Raw genomic sequence first — 15,787 nt, 5'->3', positions numbered from 1 at the left:
GGTGCATTTCACCCTATTAAGTGACCCGTCAGGCCGCGAGCACCGGATGCAGCACCACCTTGGTGTAGCCCTCCACCCGCTTGTCGAACTTCTCGTACGCCTGCGGGGCCTGGGCCAGCGGGAGTTCATGCGAGACCACAAAGCTGGGCCTGGCGCGACCGGCGATGATCAGGTCGCGCAGCTGGCGGTTGTAGCGCTTGACATTGCACTGGCCCGTGCCCATGCGCTGGCCCTTCTCGAACATCCGGCCGATGGAGACCAGCAGCTGACCGTGTTTGGCGTGCTCGTCGGGGGCGCCGGGGTCGGAGGGGACGTACAGCCCCGGCACGCCGAGCCGTCCGGTCGGCCGCACCGTATCGACCAGCGAGTTGAGCACCACCGCGGGCTCCTCATGACCGGCTTCGCGCCCCTGGGCCTGGTAGCCCACGGCGTCGATGCCCTTGTCTGTGCCCTCGCCGCCGGTACGGTCCAGGATCTGTCGCACCGCGTCGTCCTTGCTGAAGTCGATGGGGATGGCGCCGATCTCCTCGGCCTTGGCCAGCCGCTCGGGGACCCGGTCGACCACGAACACCTTGGCGGCGCCGCGCAGCAGCGCGGAGTAGGCGGACATCAGCCCCACCGGGCCCGCGCCGTAGACGGCCACGCTCTCGCCCGGGGAGACCTCGGCCAGCTCACAGCCGTGATAGCCGGTCGGGAAGATGTCGGCGAGCAGGATGAAGTCGGTCTCGAACTCCTCGCCCGCGGGCAGCTTCAGGCAGTTGAAGTCGGCGAAGGGCACCCGCAGCCGCTCGGCCTGGCCGCCCGTGTAGGGGCCCATCGCCACATAGCCGTAGGCACCGCCCGCGAAACCGGGGTTGACGGTGAGACAGAAGCCGGTGTCGCCCGCGAGGCAGTTCTTGCAGAATCCGCAGGCCACGTTGAACGGCATGACGACGCGGTCGCCCTTGGACAGCGTGACGACGCCGGGGCCGGTCTCCTCGACGACGCCGAGGTTCTCGTGCCCGAAGACGATGCCGGGCTCGGCCGCCGTACGGCCTTCGTACATATGCAGATCGGAGCCGCAGATCGCGCTGGAGGTGACGCGCACGATCACATCGTTCGGATGCTCGATCCGAGGATCCTCGACGTCCCTCACCGCCACCGAATAGGGCTTCTCGTAGACGACGGCTTTCACCTGGATCACCTCCGCGTCGGATGCTGACAAGCGGCGGTGGTGGCGGGAACAGCGCGGTCCCAGGGTGTCTCGGCCACCACCGGGTACTTCCAGCGAAACGCCGTCGGACGCCCGGCGCAACCGGGTCCCGGCGCGGCCACCCGGCCCCGGGCCCTGCCCGGGCGTACTCGGCCGTGATCCGTGGGCCTGGTCGACCGTGATCCCGGGGCCTACTCGACCGTGATCCAGTCCAGAGTGCGCTGGACGGCCTTCTTCCAGCCCGCGTAGCCCTCCTCCCTGGCCTTCTGGTCCCATTGGGGCTCCCACCGCCTGGACTCGCTCCAGTGGGAGCGCAGCTCATCGGTGTCCCGCCAGAATCCTGTGGCCAGCCCCGCGGCGTAGGCGGCGCCCAGGGCGGTGGTCTCGGCGATGACGGGGCGGCTGACCGGTACGCCCAGCACATCGGCCTGGATCTGCATGCACAGCTCGTTGTCGGTGACCCCGCCGTCCACCCGCAGGACGTCCAGGTGGATGTCGGCGTCCCGCTCCATGGCCTCGACCACGTCCCGGCTCTGGTAGCAGATGGCCTCCAGGGTGGCCCGGGCGATATGGCCATTGGTGTTGAAGCGGGTGAGGCCGACAATCGCGCCCCGGGCGTCGGAGCGCCAGTACGGGGCGAAGAGCCCGGAGAAGGCGGGCACGAAGTACACCCCGCCGTTGTCCTCGACGGTGCGGGCGAGCCGCTCGCTCCCGGGAGCGTCGTCGATCATCTTCATCTGGTCGCGCAGCCACTGGACGGCCGAGCCGGTGACGGCGATCGAGCCCTCCAGGGCGTAGGCGGGAGGGCTGTCGCCGAACTGGTACGCCACGGTCGTGAGCAGCCCGCTGGTCGAGCGGATCAGCTCCGCTCCCGTGTTGAGCAGCAGGAAGTTACCGGTGCCATAGGTGTTCTTGGCCTCGCCGGGGGCGAAGCAGACCTGGCCGACCGTGGCCGCCTGCTGGTCGCCGAGGACGCCGGTGATGGGGGTGGCGGTGCGCAGCGGGCGGGAGGTGCGGGCCTGGCCGAACGCCTCGGGGTGGGAGGAGGGGTTGATCGTCGGCAGCATCGCGCGCGGAATGCCGAAGATCTCCAGCAGTTCGTCGTCCCAGTCCAGCGTCTCCAGGTTCATCAGCATGGTGCGGCTGGCGTTGGTGACATCGGTGGCGTGGATGCCGGCGCCGGGGCCGCCGGTGAGGTTCCACAGCACCCAGGCGTCGGTGTTGCCGAAGAGGGCGTGGCCGCGCTCGGCGGCCTCGCGGACGCCCTCGACGTTCTCCAGAATCCATTTGATCTTGCCGCCGGAGAAGTAGGTGGCGGGCGGCAGCCCCGCCTTGCGGCGGATGATCTCGCCACGGCCGTCCCGTTCGAGGGCGGCGGCGATGGTGTCGGTGCGGGTGTCCTGCCAGACGATGGCGTTGTAGTACGGGCGGCCGTTGCGCGGATCCCAGATCACGGTGGTCTCGCGCTGATTGGTGATGCCCATCGCGGCCAGGTCGGCGGGCGAAAGGCCGCCCGCGCGGAGGGCGTTCTGCATCACGGAGTTGGTGCGCTCGTAGATTTCCACCGGATCGTGCTCGACCCACCCCGCGCGCGGCAGGATCTGGCGGTGCTCGAGCTGGTACCGAGCCACCTCGTCGCCGTCGTGGTTGAAGATCATGAAGCGGGTGCTGGTGGTTCCCTGGTCCACCGCACCGACGAATTCCGGCATGATGCCGCCTCTCGTGGGTGGGGCCCGGCCCGGATCGGCTATTCGGGGGTGGGGGTGCGGCCCACCTCCGGTGTGGCCACCGGGAGGTAGCGACTGATCAGGACCTTGTAGAGGGCGGCGCCGATCAGCCCGCCGACCAGCGGGCCCACGATCGGCACCCAGAAATAGATGTCCCCGTACTGGTCCCGCCAGGCGCTGTGATAGCCGGTGAGGTAGCTGGCGAGCCGGGGGCCGAAGTCACGGGCCGGGTTGATGGCGTACCCCGCGTCGGCGCCCCACGCCATGCCGATCGCGACCACGATCAGGCCGATGATGAGCGGCCCCAGATTGGCCTTGGGGGCCGAGTTCAGCAGATCGGTGACGGCGAAGATGAGCAGCACCAGGATCGCGGTGCCGATGATCTGGTCGCGCAGCGCGCCCCATTCGCTGACCGGAAGGGCGCCGTTACCGGGGAGGGTGGAGAAGACGAACTGGGTCTTGAAGGTGTGCCCCGGGTCGGCGTGGCCCAGCACCTCGGTGTAGTTCCAGCGCACCAGCAGGGCCCCGACGAACGCGCCGAGCGTCTGGGCCCCCACGTACGGCAGGACCTTGCTCCAGGGGAAGCCCTTGAAGGCCGCCAGGGAGACGGTGACCGCCGGGTTGATATGAGCCCCGCTGAGCCGCGCCGCCACATACACACCGAGGGTGACGCCCAGGCCCCAGGCCCACGAGATGGAGTCGTGGTCGCCGAGACCGCCCGGGGGCTTGGTGAGGGCGCCGCCGGCCACGACCTGGGCCACGACGCCGCAGCCGAAGAGGATCAGCACCATGGTGCCCGCGAACTCCGCGCAGAGTTCGCCGAGCAGTGCCGACCTCGGATGGTTCGCCTTCGGGGCAGCCTTCGGGTCAGTCATGCGCCCATCCTGGGCGCGCGGCGGCACGGCGGCCCGTCTTGCTGGGCCGTCCGGGGCATGGACGATCATGGACGGGTTGGGGAAGCGAATCATCGACGGGTCATGGACGGCGAAAGCCGGTCTGTACGGATCAGGGTGCGGCCCTGTACCAAGGTCAGGACACCATCACCCATCGCCCTCCAGCGGAAACAGGACGACACGGATGCCGACCACCCAAGCCCCGACGAACTGGGCCGGGAACATCACCTTCTCCGCCGCCCGGCTGCACCGCCCGGACACCGTCGACGAGCTGCGGCGGATCGTCCGCTCCGCCGACCGGGTACGGGTGCTCGGCACGGGCCACTCCTTCAACCGCATCGCCGACACCGAGGGCGATCTGGTGAACCTGGACCGGCTGCCGCACCGGGTGGAGATCGACCCCGGGAAGCGCACCGCGACCATCGCGGCGGGCATGCGCTACGCCCATGTGGCCCAGGCCCTGCACGCGGAGGGCCTGGCCCTGGCCAACCTCGCCTCGCTGCCGCACATCACGGTCGCGGGGGCCTGTGCCACCGCCACCCACGGCTCGGGGAGCGCCCAGCAGTGTCTGGCGGCGGTGGTCGCGGGGCTGGAGATCGTCGGCCCCGACGGCGAGGTGACCCGGATGGACCGGGACGAGGACCGGGACCGGCTGAACGGGGCCGTGGTCGGGCTCGGCGGACTGGGCGTCGTCACCGCCATGACGCTGGACATCGAGCCCACCTACGACGTGGCCCAGTGGGTGTGGACCGGGCTTCCGCTTGACCGGCTGGACGACAGCTTCGAGGAGATCTTCGGCGCCGCCTACAGCGTCAGCGTCTTCACCGACTGGCACTCGGGCGAGGGGGTGGTATGGCTGAAGTGCCGCACCGATCTGCCCGATCCCCCGGAGCCCGGGCAGCCGTGGCTGGGGGCCGTCCCGGCCGACCGCCACCACCACCCGGTGCCCGCGATGCCGCCGCTGCACTGCACCGAGCAGTTGGGCGCGCCGGGGCCGTGGCATGAGCGGCTGCCGCACTTCCGCCCGGACTTCACCCCCAGCAACGGCGATGAGCTGCAGTCGGAGCTGCTGCTGCCGCGCGAGGCCGCCTCGGCGGCGTTCGCCGCGCTGCGCGGTCTCGGCGACCGGATCGCGCCCGTGGTGCAGGTGTCCGAGGTCCGTACGGTCGCGGCGGACGAGCTGTGGCTGAGCCCCGCGTACGGCCGGGACAGCGTCGCCTTCCACTTCACCTGGGTCCCCGACCACGAGGCGGTGATCGAGGTGGTGGCCGCGCTGGAGGAGGCGCTGCTGCCGCTGGGGGCGCGGCCGCACTGGGGCAAGCTGACGACGGCCGCCCCCGAGCGGATCCTCTCCTCGTACGACCGGGCCGCCGACTTCGCACGGCTGCTGGCCGAGTACGACCCGGCGGGGAAGTTCCGCAACGCCTATCTGGACGGCTACTTCCCCACCGGGTGACCCCGTTCCCCACCGGGTGACCCCGTCGGTCCGCCCGGGCGGGGCGTCAGGGACCGGTCCTCAGCCGGTCCAGGACCATTCGGCGACCTCGGGCATATCGGTGCCGTGCTCGCGGATCCAGGCGCGGTGGCGGGTGCGGGCGTCCTGCATCCGCTGCCGTACGGCCACGGCGCGCCCCGCGAGCCCCGGGGTCCGGTCGATGACGTCCATCACCAGCCGGAAGCGGTCCAGGTCGTTGCGGACCACCATGTCGAACGGTGTCGTCGTGGTGCCCATCTCCTTGTAGCCGCGCACATGCAGGTGCGGGTGGACGGCCCGGCGGTAGGACAGCCGGTGCACCAGCCACGGATATCCGTGGTAGGCGAAGATCACCGGCCGGTCGCGGGTGAACAGGGCGTCGAACTCGTGGTCCGGCATCCCGTGCGGATGCTCCTCCTTCGGCAGCAGCCGGGTCATGTCGACGACGTTGACCACGCGCACGGCCACATCGGGCAGATGGCGGCGGAGGATTCCGGCGGCCGCGACGACCTCCTGGGTGGGCACGTCGCCCGCGCCGGCCAGCACCACATCCGGCTCCCCCGCGCCGTTCTCGGTACCGGCCCAGTCCCAGGTCCCGGCGCCGCGGGCACAGTGGGCGCGCGCCTGGTCGAGATCGAGCCAGTCGAAGCAGGGCTGTTTGCCCGCGACGACGACATTGACGTAGTCGCGGGTGCGCAGGACATGATCGGCCACGCTGAGCAGGGTGTTGGTGTCCGGCGGCAGATAGACGCGCACGACCTCCGGGCTTTTGTTGAGCACATGGTCGACGAAACCGGGGTCCTGGTGCGAGAAGCCGTTGTGGTCCTGGCGCCACACATGCGAGGTCAGCAGATAGTTGAGCGAGGCCACGGGGCGCCGCCACGGCAGTGAGCGGGACACCTTCAGCCATTTGATGTGCTGGTTGACCATGGAGTCGACGATGTGCACGAACGCCTCGTAGCAGGAGAAGAGACCGTGCCGCCCGGTCAGCAGATAGCCCTCCAGCCAGCCCTGGCAGAGGTGCTCGGAGAGGATCTCCATGACCCGGCCGCTCCGGCTGAGGTGCTCATCGGTGGGCAGGACGGACTCCTGCCACGCCTTGCCGGTGGCGCGGAAGAGGCCCTCCAGCCGGTTGGAGGCGGTCTCGTCGGGGCCGACCACCCTGAAGTCGCGGCGGGCGGCGGTGTCCTCCATGACCTTCTCCAGCAGCCCGCCGAGGACCCGGGTCGGCTCGTGCAGGGTCGCACCGGGCTTGTCCACGGGGACCGCGTACCGCTCCAGGGCGGGCAGGGGCAGCGAGCGCAGCAGCAGCCCGCCGTTGGCGTGCGGATTCGCGCCCAGGCGGCGGTCGCCGTCCGGGACCTCGGCCAGGAGCGGCGGCCGGGGCCGCCCGTCGGCGTCGAAGAGCTCCTCGGGGCGGTACGAACGCAGCCAGCGCTCCAGCTGCCGCAGATGCTCCGGGTTCTCGCGGACACCCGGCAGGGGGACCTGGTGGGCGCGCCAGGTGCCCTCCACGGGGAGCCCGTCGACCACCTCGGGCCCGGTCCAGCCCTTGGGCGTACGGAGCACGATCATCGGCCAGCGCGGCCGCTCGGCGATGCCCTCCTCGCGGGCGGTGCGCTGGAGCAGGGCGATCCGGTCCAGGGCCTCGTCCAGGGCGTGCGCCATGGCCCGGTGCACGGCGAGCGGTTCGTCCCCGGCGACGTGGATCGGCTCATGGCCGTACCCGCGCAGCAGCTCGTCGAGTTCGGGCCGGGGCAGCCGGGCGAGCACCGTGGGGTTGGCGATCTTGTACCCGTTGAGGTGGAGGATCGGCAGTACGGCGCCGTCGTGGACGGGGTCCAGGAACTTGTTCGCGTGCCAGGAGCCGGCCAGCGGACCGGTCTCGGCCTCTCCGTCGCCGATGACGCAGGCGACCAGCAGGCCGGGGCTGTCCAGCGCGGCCCCGTAGGCGTGAGCCAGGGAGTAGCCGAGCTCACCGCCCTCGTGGATCGAGCCGGGGGTCTCGGGGGCGACATGGCTGGGCACCCCGCCGGGGAAGGAGAACTGCCGGAAGAGCCGAGCCATGCCCGCCGCGTCCCGGCTGACGTCCGGATAGATCTCGGAGTAGCTGCCGTCCAGCCAGGAGCCGGCGAGCACCGCGGGGCCGCCGTGGCCGGGGCCCCAGACGCAGATGGCGTCCAGGTCGCGGTCCTTGATGACGCGGTTCAGGTGGGTGTGGACGAGGTTGAGGCCGGGTGATGTGCCCCAGTGGCCCAGCAGCCGGGGCTTGATGTGGTCCGGGCGCAGCGGCTCGGTCAGCAGGGGGTTGGCCAGCAGATAGATCTGGCCCGCCGCGAGGTAGTTGGCGGCGCGCCAGTGGGCGTCCAGGGCGCGGATCCGGTCGTCGCCGAGCCCGCTGTCCGGTGAGCCCGTCGAGCTTTCCGGTGAGCCGGTCGAGCTGTCCGGCGTGCCCGTCGTGGTCGGTGCGTCTGGCATGGCCCTCTCTCCCTCGTGGTGTCCGGTGATGTGCCCTCGTGGTGTCCGGTTGCCTTGCCTGACGGTCGCGTTACCTGCCCGCCGGGCGCGCCGCCGGTCGGCCGTTCAGACCCGCTCCGGCACGATCACCACCGGGCAAGGCGCGTGGTGCAGTGCCGCGTGGGCGATGCGGCCGAGCTCCAGTCCCACAGCGTGACCGTGGCCGCGGCGGGCGCCGAGGACCAGCAGATCGGCGGTGGCCGCCGCGTGGAGGAGCGCCTTGCGGGCCGCTCCCTCGACCGCCTCGCGGTGGACGGTGACCTCGGGGTGGTCCCGTCCGGGGGTCCGCAGGGCGTGATCCAGCGTCCGCTCCGCCCGTGCCCAGTGGGCACGTACCGGGTCCCCCTCCAGCAGCAGATCATCCGTCACCTCACCGGCCGGGGCGCGCCAGGCCCGTACGGCCTCCAGCGTGCGGCCGCTCACCTCGGCCTCGTGGAAGGCGAACCGGGTCGCGGCCGAGGGGCCGGCCGTCTCGCCCACGCCGAGCACGATCCGGCCGAAGGCGCCGCGCCGGTTGGGCTCGCCGCCGCGTACGACGGTCACCGGGCACGAGGCGCGGGCGGCGACCGCGAGGCTCACCGAGCCGAGGAGCAGCGCGGCGAGCTCGCCGCGCCCGCGGGAGCCGGTGACCAGGCCCGAGGCGTCCCGGCCGGCACGCAGCAGCGCGGCGACCGGGTCCTCCGGCAGGACCTCGGCGCAGACCTTCACCTTGGGGCCGCATCGGCGGGCGCGCTCCGCCGCGGAGGCGGCGATCTCCTCGTCCCTGATCAGCTCCCAGGGGCGCGCCGGGTCGGCGGCGGGGGCGATGCCCTCGTACCGCTCCCACAGTGAGGCATGGATCAGCCGCAGCGGCACCCCGTACCGGGCCGCCGCGTCCACCGCCCAGTCCACCGCCTGAAGGCTGTGGTGGGAGCCGTCGACGCCCACGACGAGGGGGAGGTCCACCGTTTCCACCACCTTCCGCGCGGCGGCCGCACCGCGCCGACGCCTTTTCACCCTCGCGGCCGTGCGGGTCCGGCGCGAGGGGCGCTTCGGCCCCGCCGGGGGTCGTTCGGCCCAGGGCGCCCACGCGGGCCGAACGGTCCGCATCGGACCCCGGGCAGCCCAAGAGGGCGGGCTGGTCGCCGTCCGAGGCTGGGACCGGACCGGGGAGGCACGGATGAAGCACCGCAAGATCGGCAACGTGATGACCGACGACGTCGTCCGGGTGAGCTCCATGGCCTCGTTCGACGAGGTCGGTGCGCTGCTCTCGCGGCACCGCTTCAACGGGCTGCCCGTGGTGGACGACGACGACAAGGTGGTCGGCATGATCACTGGGACCGATCTCAGCGAACCCGCCCCGACGGCCGGGCAACTGATGTCGCGCCCCGCGGTCACCGTGCGCCCCCAGGACAGCATCGTGGACGCGGCCCGCGCGATGGAACACCATCGCGTCGAGCGGCTTCCCGTCGTCGACGAGGAGGACCGGCTGATCGGCATCGTCACCCGCCGGGATCTGCTGCGGGTCTTCCTCCGCCCGGACGACGAGATCCGCGCCGAGGTGATCGACGAGGTGCTGGTCCGCTCGCTGTGGCTCGGCCCGCAGTCCGTCGCGGTCACCGTGACCGACGGGATCGTACGGCTGGAGGGCCGGCTGGACCGGCACAGCGAGATCCCCATCGCCGTCCGGATGGCCGGACAGGTGGACGGCGTGGTGGCCGTGGTCGACCGGCTCACCTACCTGATCGACGACTCCGCCAGCCGGGGAGGTGCGCGGCGATGACCCACCCGGCCAAGCCGGTGCGGGACGGCCGGGTGGTGGTGGGCCTGGACGGCTCGGACAGCGCCTGGGCCGCGCTGGACGGGGCGGTCGCCGAGGCGCGGCGCCGTCACGCCACGCTGGAGATCGTGCACGCCTGGCCGTGGGCGCGGACCGACCCGCTCGCCTTCGACCCGAACAGCGAACCCCGGCGGCCCGCGGTGGAGATCGCCAGAACCGTGCTGCGGCTGGCCGTATCGCGGGCCCAGGAGCAGGATCCCGAGCTGCGGATCGTGCCCACCCTGACGGCGCAGGACGCGGTGCCCGAACTGCTGCGGATCGGCGGGGACGCCGCGCTGATCGTCATCGGCACCCGGGGGCTGGGCGGTTTCACCGGACTGCTGCTCGGCTCGGTCGGGCTCCGGCTGGCCGCCCACACCCGGCGCCCGCTGCTGGTGGTACGCGGCGGGCCGACGACGACCTATGGGGCCGAGAGCCACGGCAAGGTGCTGGTCGGGGTGGAGAGCGGCGCGGACGCTGCGGCGGCCCGGTTCGCCTTCGAGGAGGCGAAGCGACGCCGCGCCCGACTACGGGTGCTCTACGCCTGGCCGCGGCCCCGGGTCTTCGCGGGCGATCACGCCCTGCCCGCACGCGAGGTGGTGGCGCTGCGCGCCGAGCGGGAACAGACGGTGGCCCACGGCATGGTGGCCGGTCTGCGCGAGGAGTTCGGGCAGATCCGGGTCCGCGAACACACCACCCACACCGCCCCCGCCCAGGCACTGGTGGAGGCGTCACGAGCGGCCGACGTCCTGATACTCGCCGTCCACCGGCGCACCCCCCGCCTCGGCATGCAACTCGGCCCGGTCACCCACGCGGCACTCCACCATGCGCACTGCCCGGTGGTGCTGGTGCCGGTGGAGTAGCTCTGGGGCGGGAACGGAGAGGGGGCTCTCCCCTGGGGGCTCCCCAGCCGGGGGCTTCCCAGCCGGGGACTTCCCAGCCGAGTACGAGGCCGAGCGGGTGCGCGGGGTGGTGCGCCGGGCGACGGCCCCGGGGGCGGGGCCGGGTGATCGAATCGTGCGACCAGGGCGGCGGGCGTGCCGGGTGACCGAGCCGGACGACCGGGTCGGTGGACGGGCCGGGCTGCCGCGCCAGGCAGGCGCATCAGGCGACCGGCGCGGTGGACCGTGCGGGGCAACCGAGCCGAGCGGGCGCGCCAAGCGACGAGCCGACCAACGGAGCCAGGAGAGGGCGTCGAGCAGCCGGTCCAGGCAGGCAGGCCAGGCGACGAGACCGGGCAATCGCACCGGGCCACCAGGGCGGCGGACGCACCGGGCAACCGCGCCAAGCAGTGGCGCCGAGCAACCGGACCAGGCGACGAGACCGGCCGACCCCACCCGGCCACCACGTCAGCAGACGCACCGGGTAACCGCGCCAGGCAACGATGGCCAGTCGACCGCCCCGGGCGACCGTGGCGCGCGGACGCGCTGGGCCACCGTGCCGGTGGGCAGGCTGGCCGGGCCGGGTTCCGGGGCTTGTTCCGGGCGGTGGAAAGGGCCGGATGACCTGGTCCCTGGGACCTAGCCGGGACCGGTCGGCCCTGTCGGTGGGGGCCCGGTCATGGTCCGCTGGAGATGGCACCGGGGGCATTCGGCAGACGCGGAGAAGCGGACGCACGAATACCGCGCACCGCGCAATCAGGGCCCGCGAGAAGTGGGCGCCCCCGGCGCCGCGCCTCGGGCTGGGCGCCTCCCAGCGGTGGCCGCGGCTATGGACAAGGGGTGCGTCGCTGCCGATAAGGCACGCGCGCGGGCCACCGTGGCACGCGGCGCCGCGCACGAGTAGCTGGGCGCGGTCGGCTGGCGGCTGGCGGCTGGCGGCTGGCGGCTCGTACGTCCCGGAGGCGGCTGAGGTGCCGAGTGGGTCTGCCGGGAAGGAGGCAGTGATGGCGCGCCCCGTCACCGTCGGGCTGGACGGTTCCCCCGAGAGTCTGGCCGCCGCCGGCTGGGCGGCACACGAGGCCCGTTCGCGCGAAGCGCCGCTGCGGCTGGTGAACGCGTGGCCGGGGCCCGATCAGAAGGATCTGACACCGGGCCGGGAGGCCGCCTGGCACTACTGGGCCGAGCGCGCCCTGGGCTCGGCGCGCGCCGAGCTGGACGCCGACCACCCGGACATGGCGATCCTCACCGACCAGATCCCGGGCTGGCCCGCGCCCGTTCTGCTGGCCGAGGCGGAGCGGGCCCAGTTGCTGGTGGTGGGGTCCCGCTCGATCGGCGCGGTCGCCGGGTTCTTCCTCGGCTCCGTCGGCCTGGAGCTCGCCGCACGCGCCGTGACCCCCGTGGTCCTGGTGCGGGCGGACGCGCACGAGGACCGGCAAGGCGATGTGGTGGTCGGGGTGGAGCCGGGCGAGCCGGGCGAGGACATCCTGGAGTTCGCCTTCGACGCCGCGGCCCGCCGCGACGGTGTGCTGCGCGCCGTGTACGCCAGCCGGGTCCCCGCTATCCGGGGCGACGCCCCCTGGGTGGTGGACGTGGGGCTGAGCGACGCGCGCAAGGAGTCCGAGCACGCGCTGGGCGAGGTGCTGGCGCCGTGGCGGGACAAGTTCTCCGAGGTGCGGGTCTTCGAGGAGATCGCGTCGGACAGCCCGGCCCGGCAGCTCGTGGGCATGGCGGCGGGGACGGCGCTGATGGTCGTGGGCCGTGGTCCGCGCCAGGTGGGGTTCGGCCCCCGGCTGGGGCCGGTCACCCAGGCGGTGGCGCACCACGCCGCCTGCCCGGTCGCGATCGTGCCCCAGCGATGAGACCTCGGGACGCTCGGCCACCTCACCACACGACGCGCCCGACCGGATGACACACCGCGCGACGAGGCGGCCGAGAACCGTGGCGGAAGCCGAAGGCGAACACTCGGAGGAGAAGGCGAACAACCGGAGGAGAGGGAAACGGCCATGAAAGCACTCGTCTTCCACGGGCCGGAGCAGTCCTCCTGGCAGGAGGTGCCCGACCCCGAACTCGAGGCCACCACCGACGCGATCGTCCGGATCGACACCACGACCATCTGCGGCACCGATCTGCACATCCTCCGCGGCGAGCTGCCGGACATCAGCCCCGGCAGGGTGCTCGGCCACGAGGGGGTCGGCGAGATCGTCGAGACCGGTGCCGACGTCCGCGGGGTCCGTCCCGGCGACCGGGTGCTGCTCTCCTGCATCTCGGCCTGCGGCCACTGCCGCTTCTGCCGGGAGCGCAACTACGGACAGTGCCGTGACGGCGGGGGCTGGATCCTCGGGCGCATGATCGACGGCACCCAGGCCGAGTACGTCCGGGTGCCCTTCGCCGACATGTCCACGCATCCGCTGACGGGGTCGGTCGAGGGCCATGACGCCGTGCTGCTGGCGGATGTCTTCCCCACCGCCTATGAGGTGGGCGTCCTCAACGGCCGGGTGGGGCCGGGCGATACGGTCGTGGTGATGGGCGCCGGGCCCGTCGGGCTGGCCTCGATCGCGACGGCGCAGTTCTTCTCCCCCGGCCGGATCATCTCCATCGATCCGGACCCGGCCCGGCTGGACGCCGCCAAGCGGGTCGGCGCCGACGCGGTGGCGGACCCCGCCGAGGACCCGGAGCGGCTGGTCGACGATCTCACCGAGGGGCTCGGCGCCGATGTGGTGATCGAGGCCGTCGGGAGCCCGCGGAGCTTCGAGACCTGCACCCGGATGGTGCGGCCGGGCGGCCGGATCGCCAATGTCGGGGTGCATGCCCGGCCCGCGACGCTGCATCTCGAAGAGCTGTGGATCAAGAACGTGACGATCACCACCGGGCTGGTCGACACCTTCTCCACCCCCACCCTGCTCTCCCTGCTGGCCGCCGGGCGGCTGCCCGCGTCCACGTTGATCACCCATCTGTTCGAGCTGGACCAGATGGAGGAGGCGTACGACGTCTTCGCCCGCGCGGCCGACACCGGCGCGATCAAAATCGCGCTCGGCGAGGCCGCCCGTCCGCTGGTGGCCCGGGGGACGTGAGCGGGGAGGTGACACGTATGGGAGGAGCGCCGATCGTCGTCGGCGTCGACGGTTTCGCCGAGAGCCCGCCGGCCGCACACTGGGCGGCCCGCGAGGCGCTGCTGCGGGATCTGCGGCTGCGTCTGATCCACGCTTGGAACCCGCCGTCGCCCGAGGCTCCGACCCTCCCCCACGAGGACGACCTGCACTACTGGGCGCAGCGTCTGCTGACCGACCTGGTGGGCGAGTTGCGCGACGCCCATCCGGGGCTGCAGGTCTCGGCCGAGCTGGTGCCGCGCGAGACCGTGCCCGCCCTGCTGGACGCGGCCCGGGACGCCGAGATGCTGGTGCTCGGCTCGCGCGGCCGCGGCACCCCCGGCGGCTTCCTCCTCGGATCGACCGGTCGCCATGTGCTGGCGCACGGGGAACGGCCGGTGATCATGGTGCACGCCGACGACCGGCCGCTGACCGCCGATGTGACCGTCGGGGTGTGCCTGCGGGGGACGAACGAGGAGACGCTGCGGTTCGCCTTCGACGCCGCCGCCCGGCGTGGCGGTGCGCTGCGCGCCGTGCACGCGGGCGCGGGCGGGCCGGGAACCGAAGAAGTCGGGGCAGCGGGAGCGTCGGCGGCGGCGGACGCGCTGGACGCGGCGCTGCGCCCCTGGCGGGAGAAGTACCCCGGGGTGCCGGTGGCGGAGGCCCTCACCTCCGAGCGCCCGGCCCTCGGTGTGATGCACACCGCGCCGGGCTCCGGGCTGCTCGTGCTGGGCCGCGAGGAGACGGAGCCGGGCCCCGTCCCCTGCCTGGGCTCGGTGATCCACGCGGCGGTGCACCACGCGCCGTGCCCGGTGGCGGTCGTTCCGTGCGGCTGATGTCCGAAGGGAGGCGAGAGTGACATGTCGGAGGCGATGACCACCGACCTCTACGAGGCGACGATGGCCCTGTCGTATCTGCGCGAGGGCATGACCGGCCCGGCCACCTTCGACCTCTACGCCCGCGCGCTGCCGCCCGAGCGGGGCTTCCTGGTCGCCGCGGGCCTGGAGCCGGCGCTGGACTTTCTCTCCGGCTTCCGCGTGGAGCCCGAGGACGTGGCGGCGTTCGCCGCGGCGATGCACCGTCCGTACGAGGACCTCGAACCCCTGCTGGGGCTCGGCTTCGACGGCGAGGTGCGGGCGGTGCCCGAGGGGCGGATCGTCCTGGCCGGGGAGCCACTGCTGGAGCTGACCGCGCCGCTGCCGCAGGCCCAGCTGGTCGAGACGTATCTGATGGGGCAACTGAGCCATCAGACCACCATCGCCTCCAAGGCGGCCCGGTGCGTGCTGGCCGCGGAGGGGCGCCCGGTGGTGGACTTCTCGCTGCGCCGCACCCACGGCCCCTGGGCCGGGATGCAGTCGGCGCGGCTGAGCGCGATGACCGGGTTCACGGCGACCAGCAATGTCGCGGCGGCCGCCGCGTACGGGATCGAGGCGAGCGGGACGATGGCGCATGCGTACATCGAGGCGTTCCCGGACGAGGAGGCCGCGTTCCGCGCGTTCGCCCGTACCCATCCCGGACCGGTCACCTTCCTGGTGGACACCTATGACACGGCGAGCGGAGTGGCCACCGCGGCGCGGGTGCTGAGCGAGCTGGAATCCGGGCCCAGCGGCGCGATCCGGCTGGACAGCGGCGACCTGGGCGAGCAGGCGGTGCGGGCGCGGAAGATCCTCGACGCGGCGGGGCTGCCCGAGGTGCGGATCGTGGTGAGCGGCGGGCTCGACGAGTACGCCATGGAGGAGCTGATCCACTCGGGCGCGCCGATCGATGTCTTCGCCGTGGGCACCCGGATGGGGGTGTCGGCCGACGCCGCCGCCCTCGACACCGCGTACAAGCTGGTCGCCTACGACGGGACCCCGGTGATGAAACTGTCCTCGGCCAAGGCCACCGCCCCCGGGACCAAGCAGGTCTGGCGCCGCCCCGGCTACGCCGATGTGATCGGCGAATGCGACGAGCTTCCGCCCCACGGCGGCGCACCACTGCTGGAGACCGTGATGCGGGAGGGCAGGCGCACCGGAGCCCCCGACACCCTCGACCGCGCGCGGCGGCGGTTCGACACCGATCTCGCGGGGCTGCCACCGCACGCCCGGCGGATCCGCCGGCCGATCCCGCCCCGGCCGGCCACCTCCGCCGGACTGGCCCGGCTCGCGGGGCGGGTGCGCCACCGGATCGAGCACCGGCTCGCGGCCGGCGGCGAGGCGGGCGGAAGACAGGCAGCGTGA

Annotated in this window: 12 protein-coding genes; 7 read left to right on the top strand and 5 right to left on the bottom strand. The window is 72.8% G+C overall.

Annotation, left to right across the window (positions count from 1 at the left end):
- Nucleotides 1–28: 28 nt before the first annotated feature.
- The 3 genes from J5X86_RS23520 to J5X86_RS23510 all read right to left on the bottom strand — a co-directional run bounded on the left by J5X86_RS23520 (nt 29) and on the right by J5X86_RS23510 (nt 3,794).
- Entirely contained in the window at nt 29–1,174 is a 1,146-nt protein-coding gene (locus J5X86_RS23520; protein ID WP_208518781.1) for a glutathione-independent formaldehyde dehydrogenase, read from the bottom strand.
- A gap of 209 nt (nt 1,175–1,383) precedes the next feature.
- A complete protein-coding gene (gene glpK / locus J5X86_RS23515) occupies nt 1,384–2,901 on the bottom strand; it encodes a glycerol kinase GlpK (RefSeq protein WP_208518717.1) in 1,518 nt (505 codons plus the stop codon).
- A 38-nt stretch (nt 2,902–2,939) separates the two neighbouring features.
- A complete protein-coding gene (locus tag J5X86_RS23510) occupies nt 2,940–3,794 on the bottom strand; it encodes an MIP/aquaporin family protein (RefSeq protein ID WP_078639192.1) in 855 nt (284 codons plus the stop codon).
- A gap of 202 nt (nt 3,795–3,996) precedes the next feature.
- Here J5X86_RS23510 and J5X86_RS23505 point away from each other — a divergent pair, with 202 nt between their 5' ends.
- Nucleotides 3,997–5,268, top strand: coding sequence for an FAD-binding protein (locus tag J5X86_RS23505; RefSeq protein WP_208518716.1), 1,272 nt, complete (start codon nt 3,997–3,999; stop codon nt 5,266–5,268).
- Nucleotides 5,269–5,328: 60 nt separating this feature from the next.
- On the opposite strand, the gene J5X86_RS23500 is transcribed toward J5X86_RS23505, so the two are convergent.
- Nucleotides 5,329–7,764, bottom strand: coding sequence for a phosphoketolase (locus J5X86_RS23500; protein ID WP_208518715.1), 2,436 nt, complete (start codon nt 7,762–7,764; stop codon nt 5,329–5,331).
- A gap of 105 nt (nt 7,765–7,869) precedes the next feature.
- Nucleotides 7,870–8,748, bottom strand: coding sequence for a universal stress protein (locus tag J5X86_RS23495; RefSeq protein WP_208518714.1), 879 nt, complete (start codon nt 8,746–8,748; stop codon nt 7,870–7,872).
- 214 nt (nt 8,749–8,962) lie between these two features.
- On the opposite strand from J5X86_RS23495, the gene J5X86_RS23490 reads away from it, so the two are divergent.
- From J5X86_RS23490 to J5X86_RS23465, 6 genes are all read left to right on the top strand, one after another.
- Entirely contained in the window at nt 8,963–9,565 is a 603-nt protein-coding gene (locus tag J5X86_RS23490; RefSeq protein WP_208518713.1) for a CBS domain-containing protein, read from the top strand.
- Nucleotides 9,562–10,464: a universal stress protein gene (locus tag J5X86_RS23485; protein ID WP_208518712.1), complete on the top strand. Its 903-nt coding sequence runs from the start codon at nt 9,562–9,564 to the stop codon at nt 10,462–10,464. The genes J5X86_RS23490 and J5X86_RS23485 overlap by 4 nt, the downstream gene beginning before the upstream one ends.
- Before the next feature lie 1,022 nt (nt 10,465–11,486).
- Nucleotides 11,487–12,341, top strand: a complete 855-nt coding sequence (locus J5X86_RS23480) for a universal stress protein (RefSeq protein WP_208518711.1) — start codon at nt 11,487–11,489, stop codon at nt 12,339–12,341.
- Nucleotides 12,342–12,485: 144 nt separating this feature from the next.
- A complete protein-coding gene (locus J5X86_RS23475) occupies nt 12,486–13,553 on the top strand; it encodes an alcohol dehydrogenase catalytic domain-containing protein (protein ID WP_208518710.1) in 1,068 nt (355 codons plus the stop codon).
- A 17-nt stretch (nt 13,554–13,570) separates the two neighbouring features.
- A complete protein-coding gene (locus J5X86_RS23470; RefSeq protein ID WP_208518709.1) occupies nt 13,571–14,404 on the top strand; it encodes a universal stress protein in 834 nt (277 codons plus the stop codon).
- A 24-nt stretch (nt 14,405–14,428) separates the two neighbouring features.
- Complete coding sequence (locus J5X86_RS23465) at nt 14,429–15,787, top strand: nicotinate phosphoribosyltransferase (protein ID WP_208518708.1); 1,359 nt, start codon at nt 14,429–14,431, stop codon at nt 15,785–15,787.

The sequence above is a fragment of the Streptomyces sp. NEAU-YJ-81 genome (assembly GCF_017592595.1).
GTDB classification, from domain to species: Bacteria; Actinomycetota; Actinomycetes; order Streptomycetales; family Streptomycetaceae; genus Streptomyces; species Streptomyces hygroscopicus_B.
Note: the sequence above shows the minus strand (reverse complement) of the source record. Positions and strands in the feature narration are given on the sequence as shown.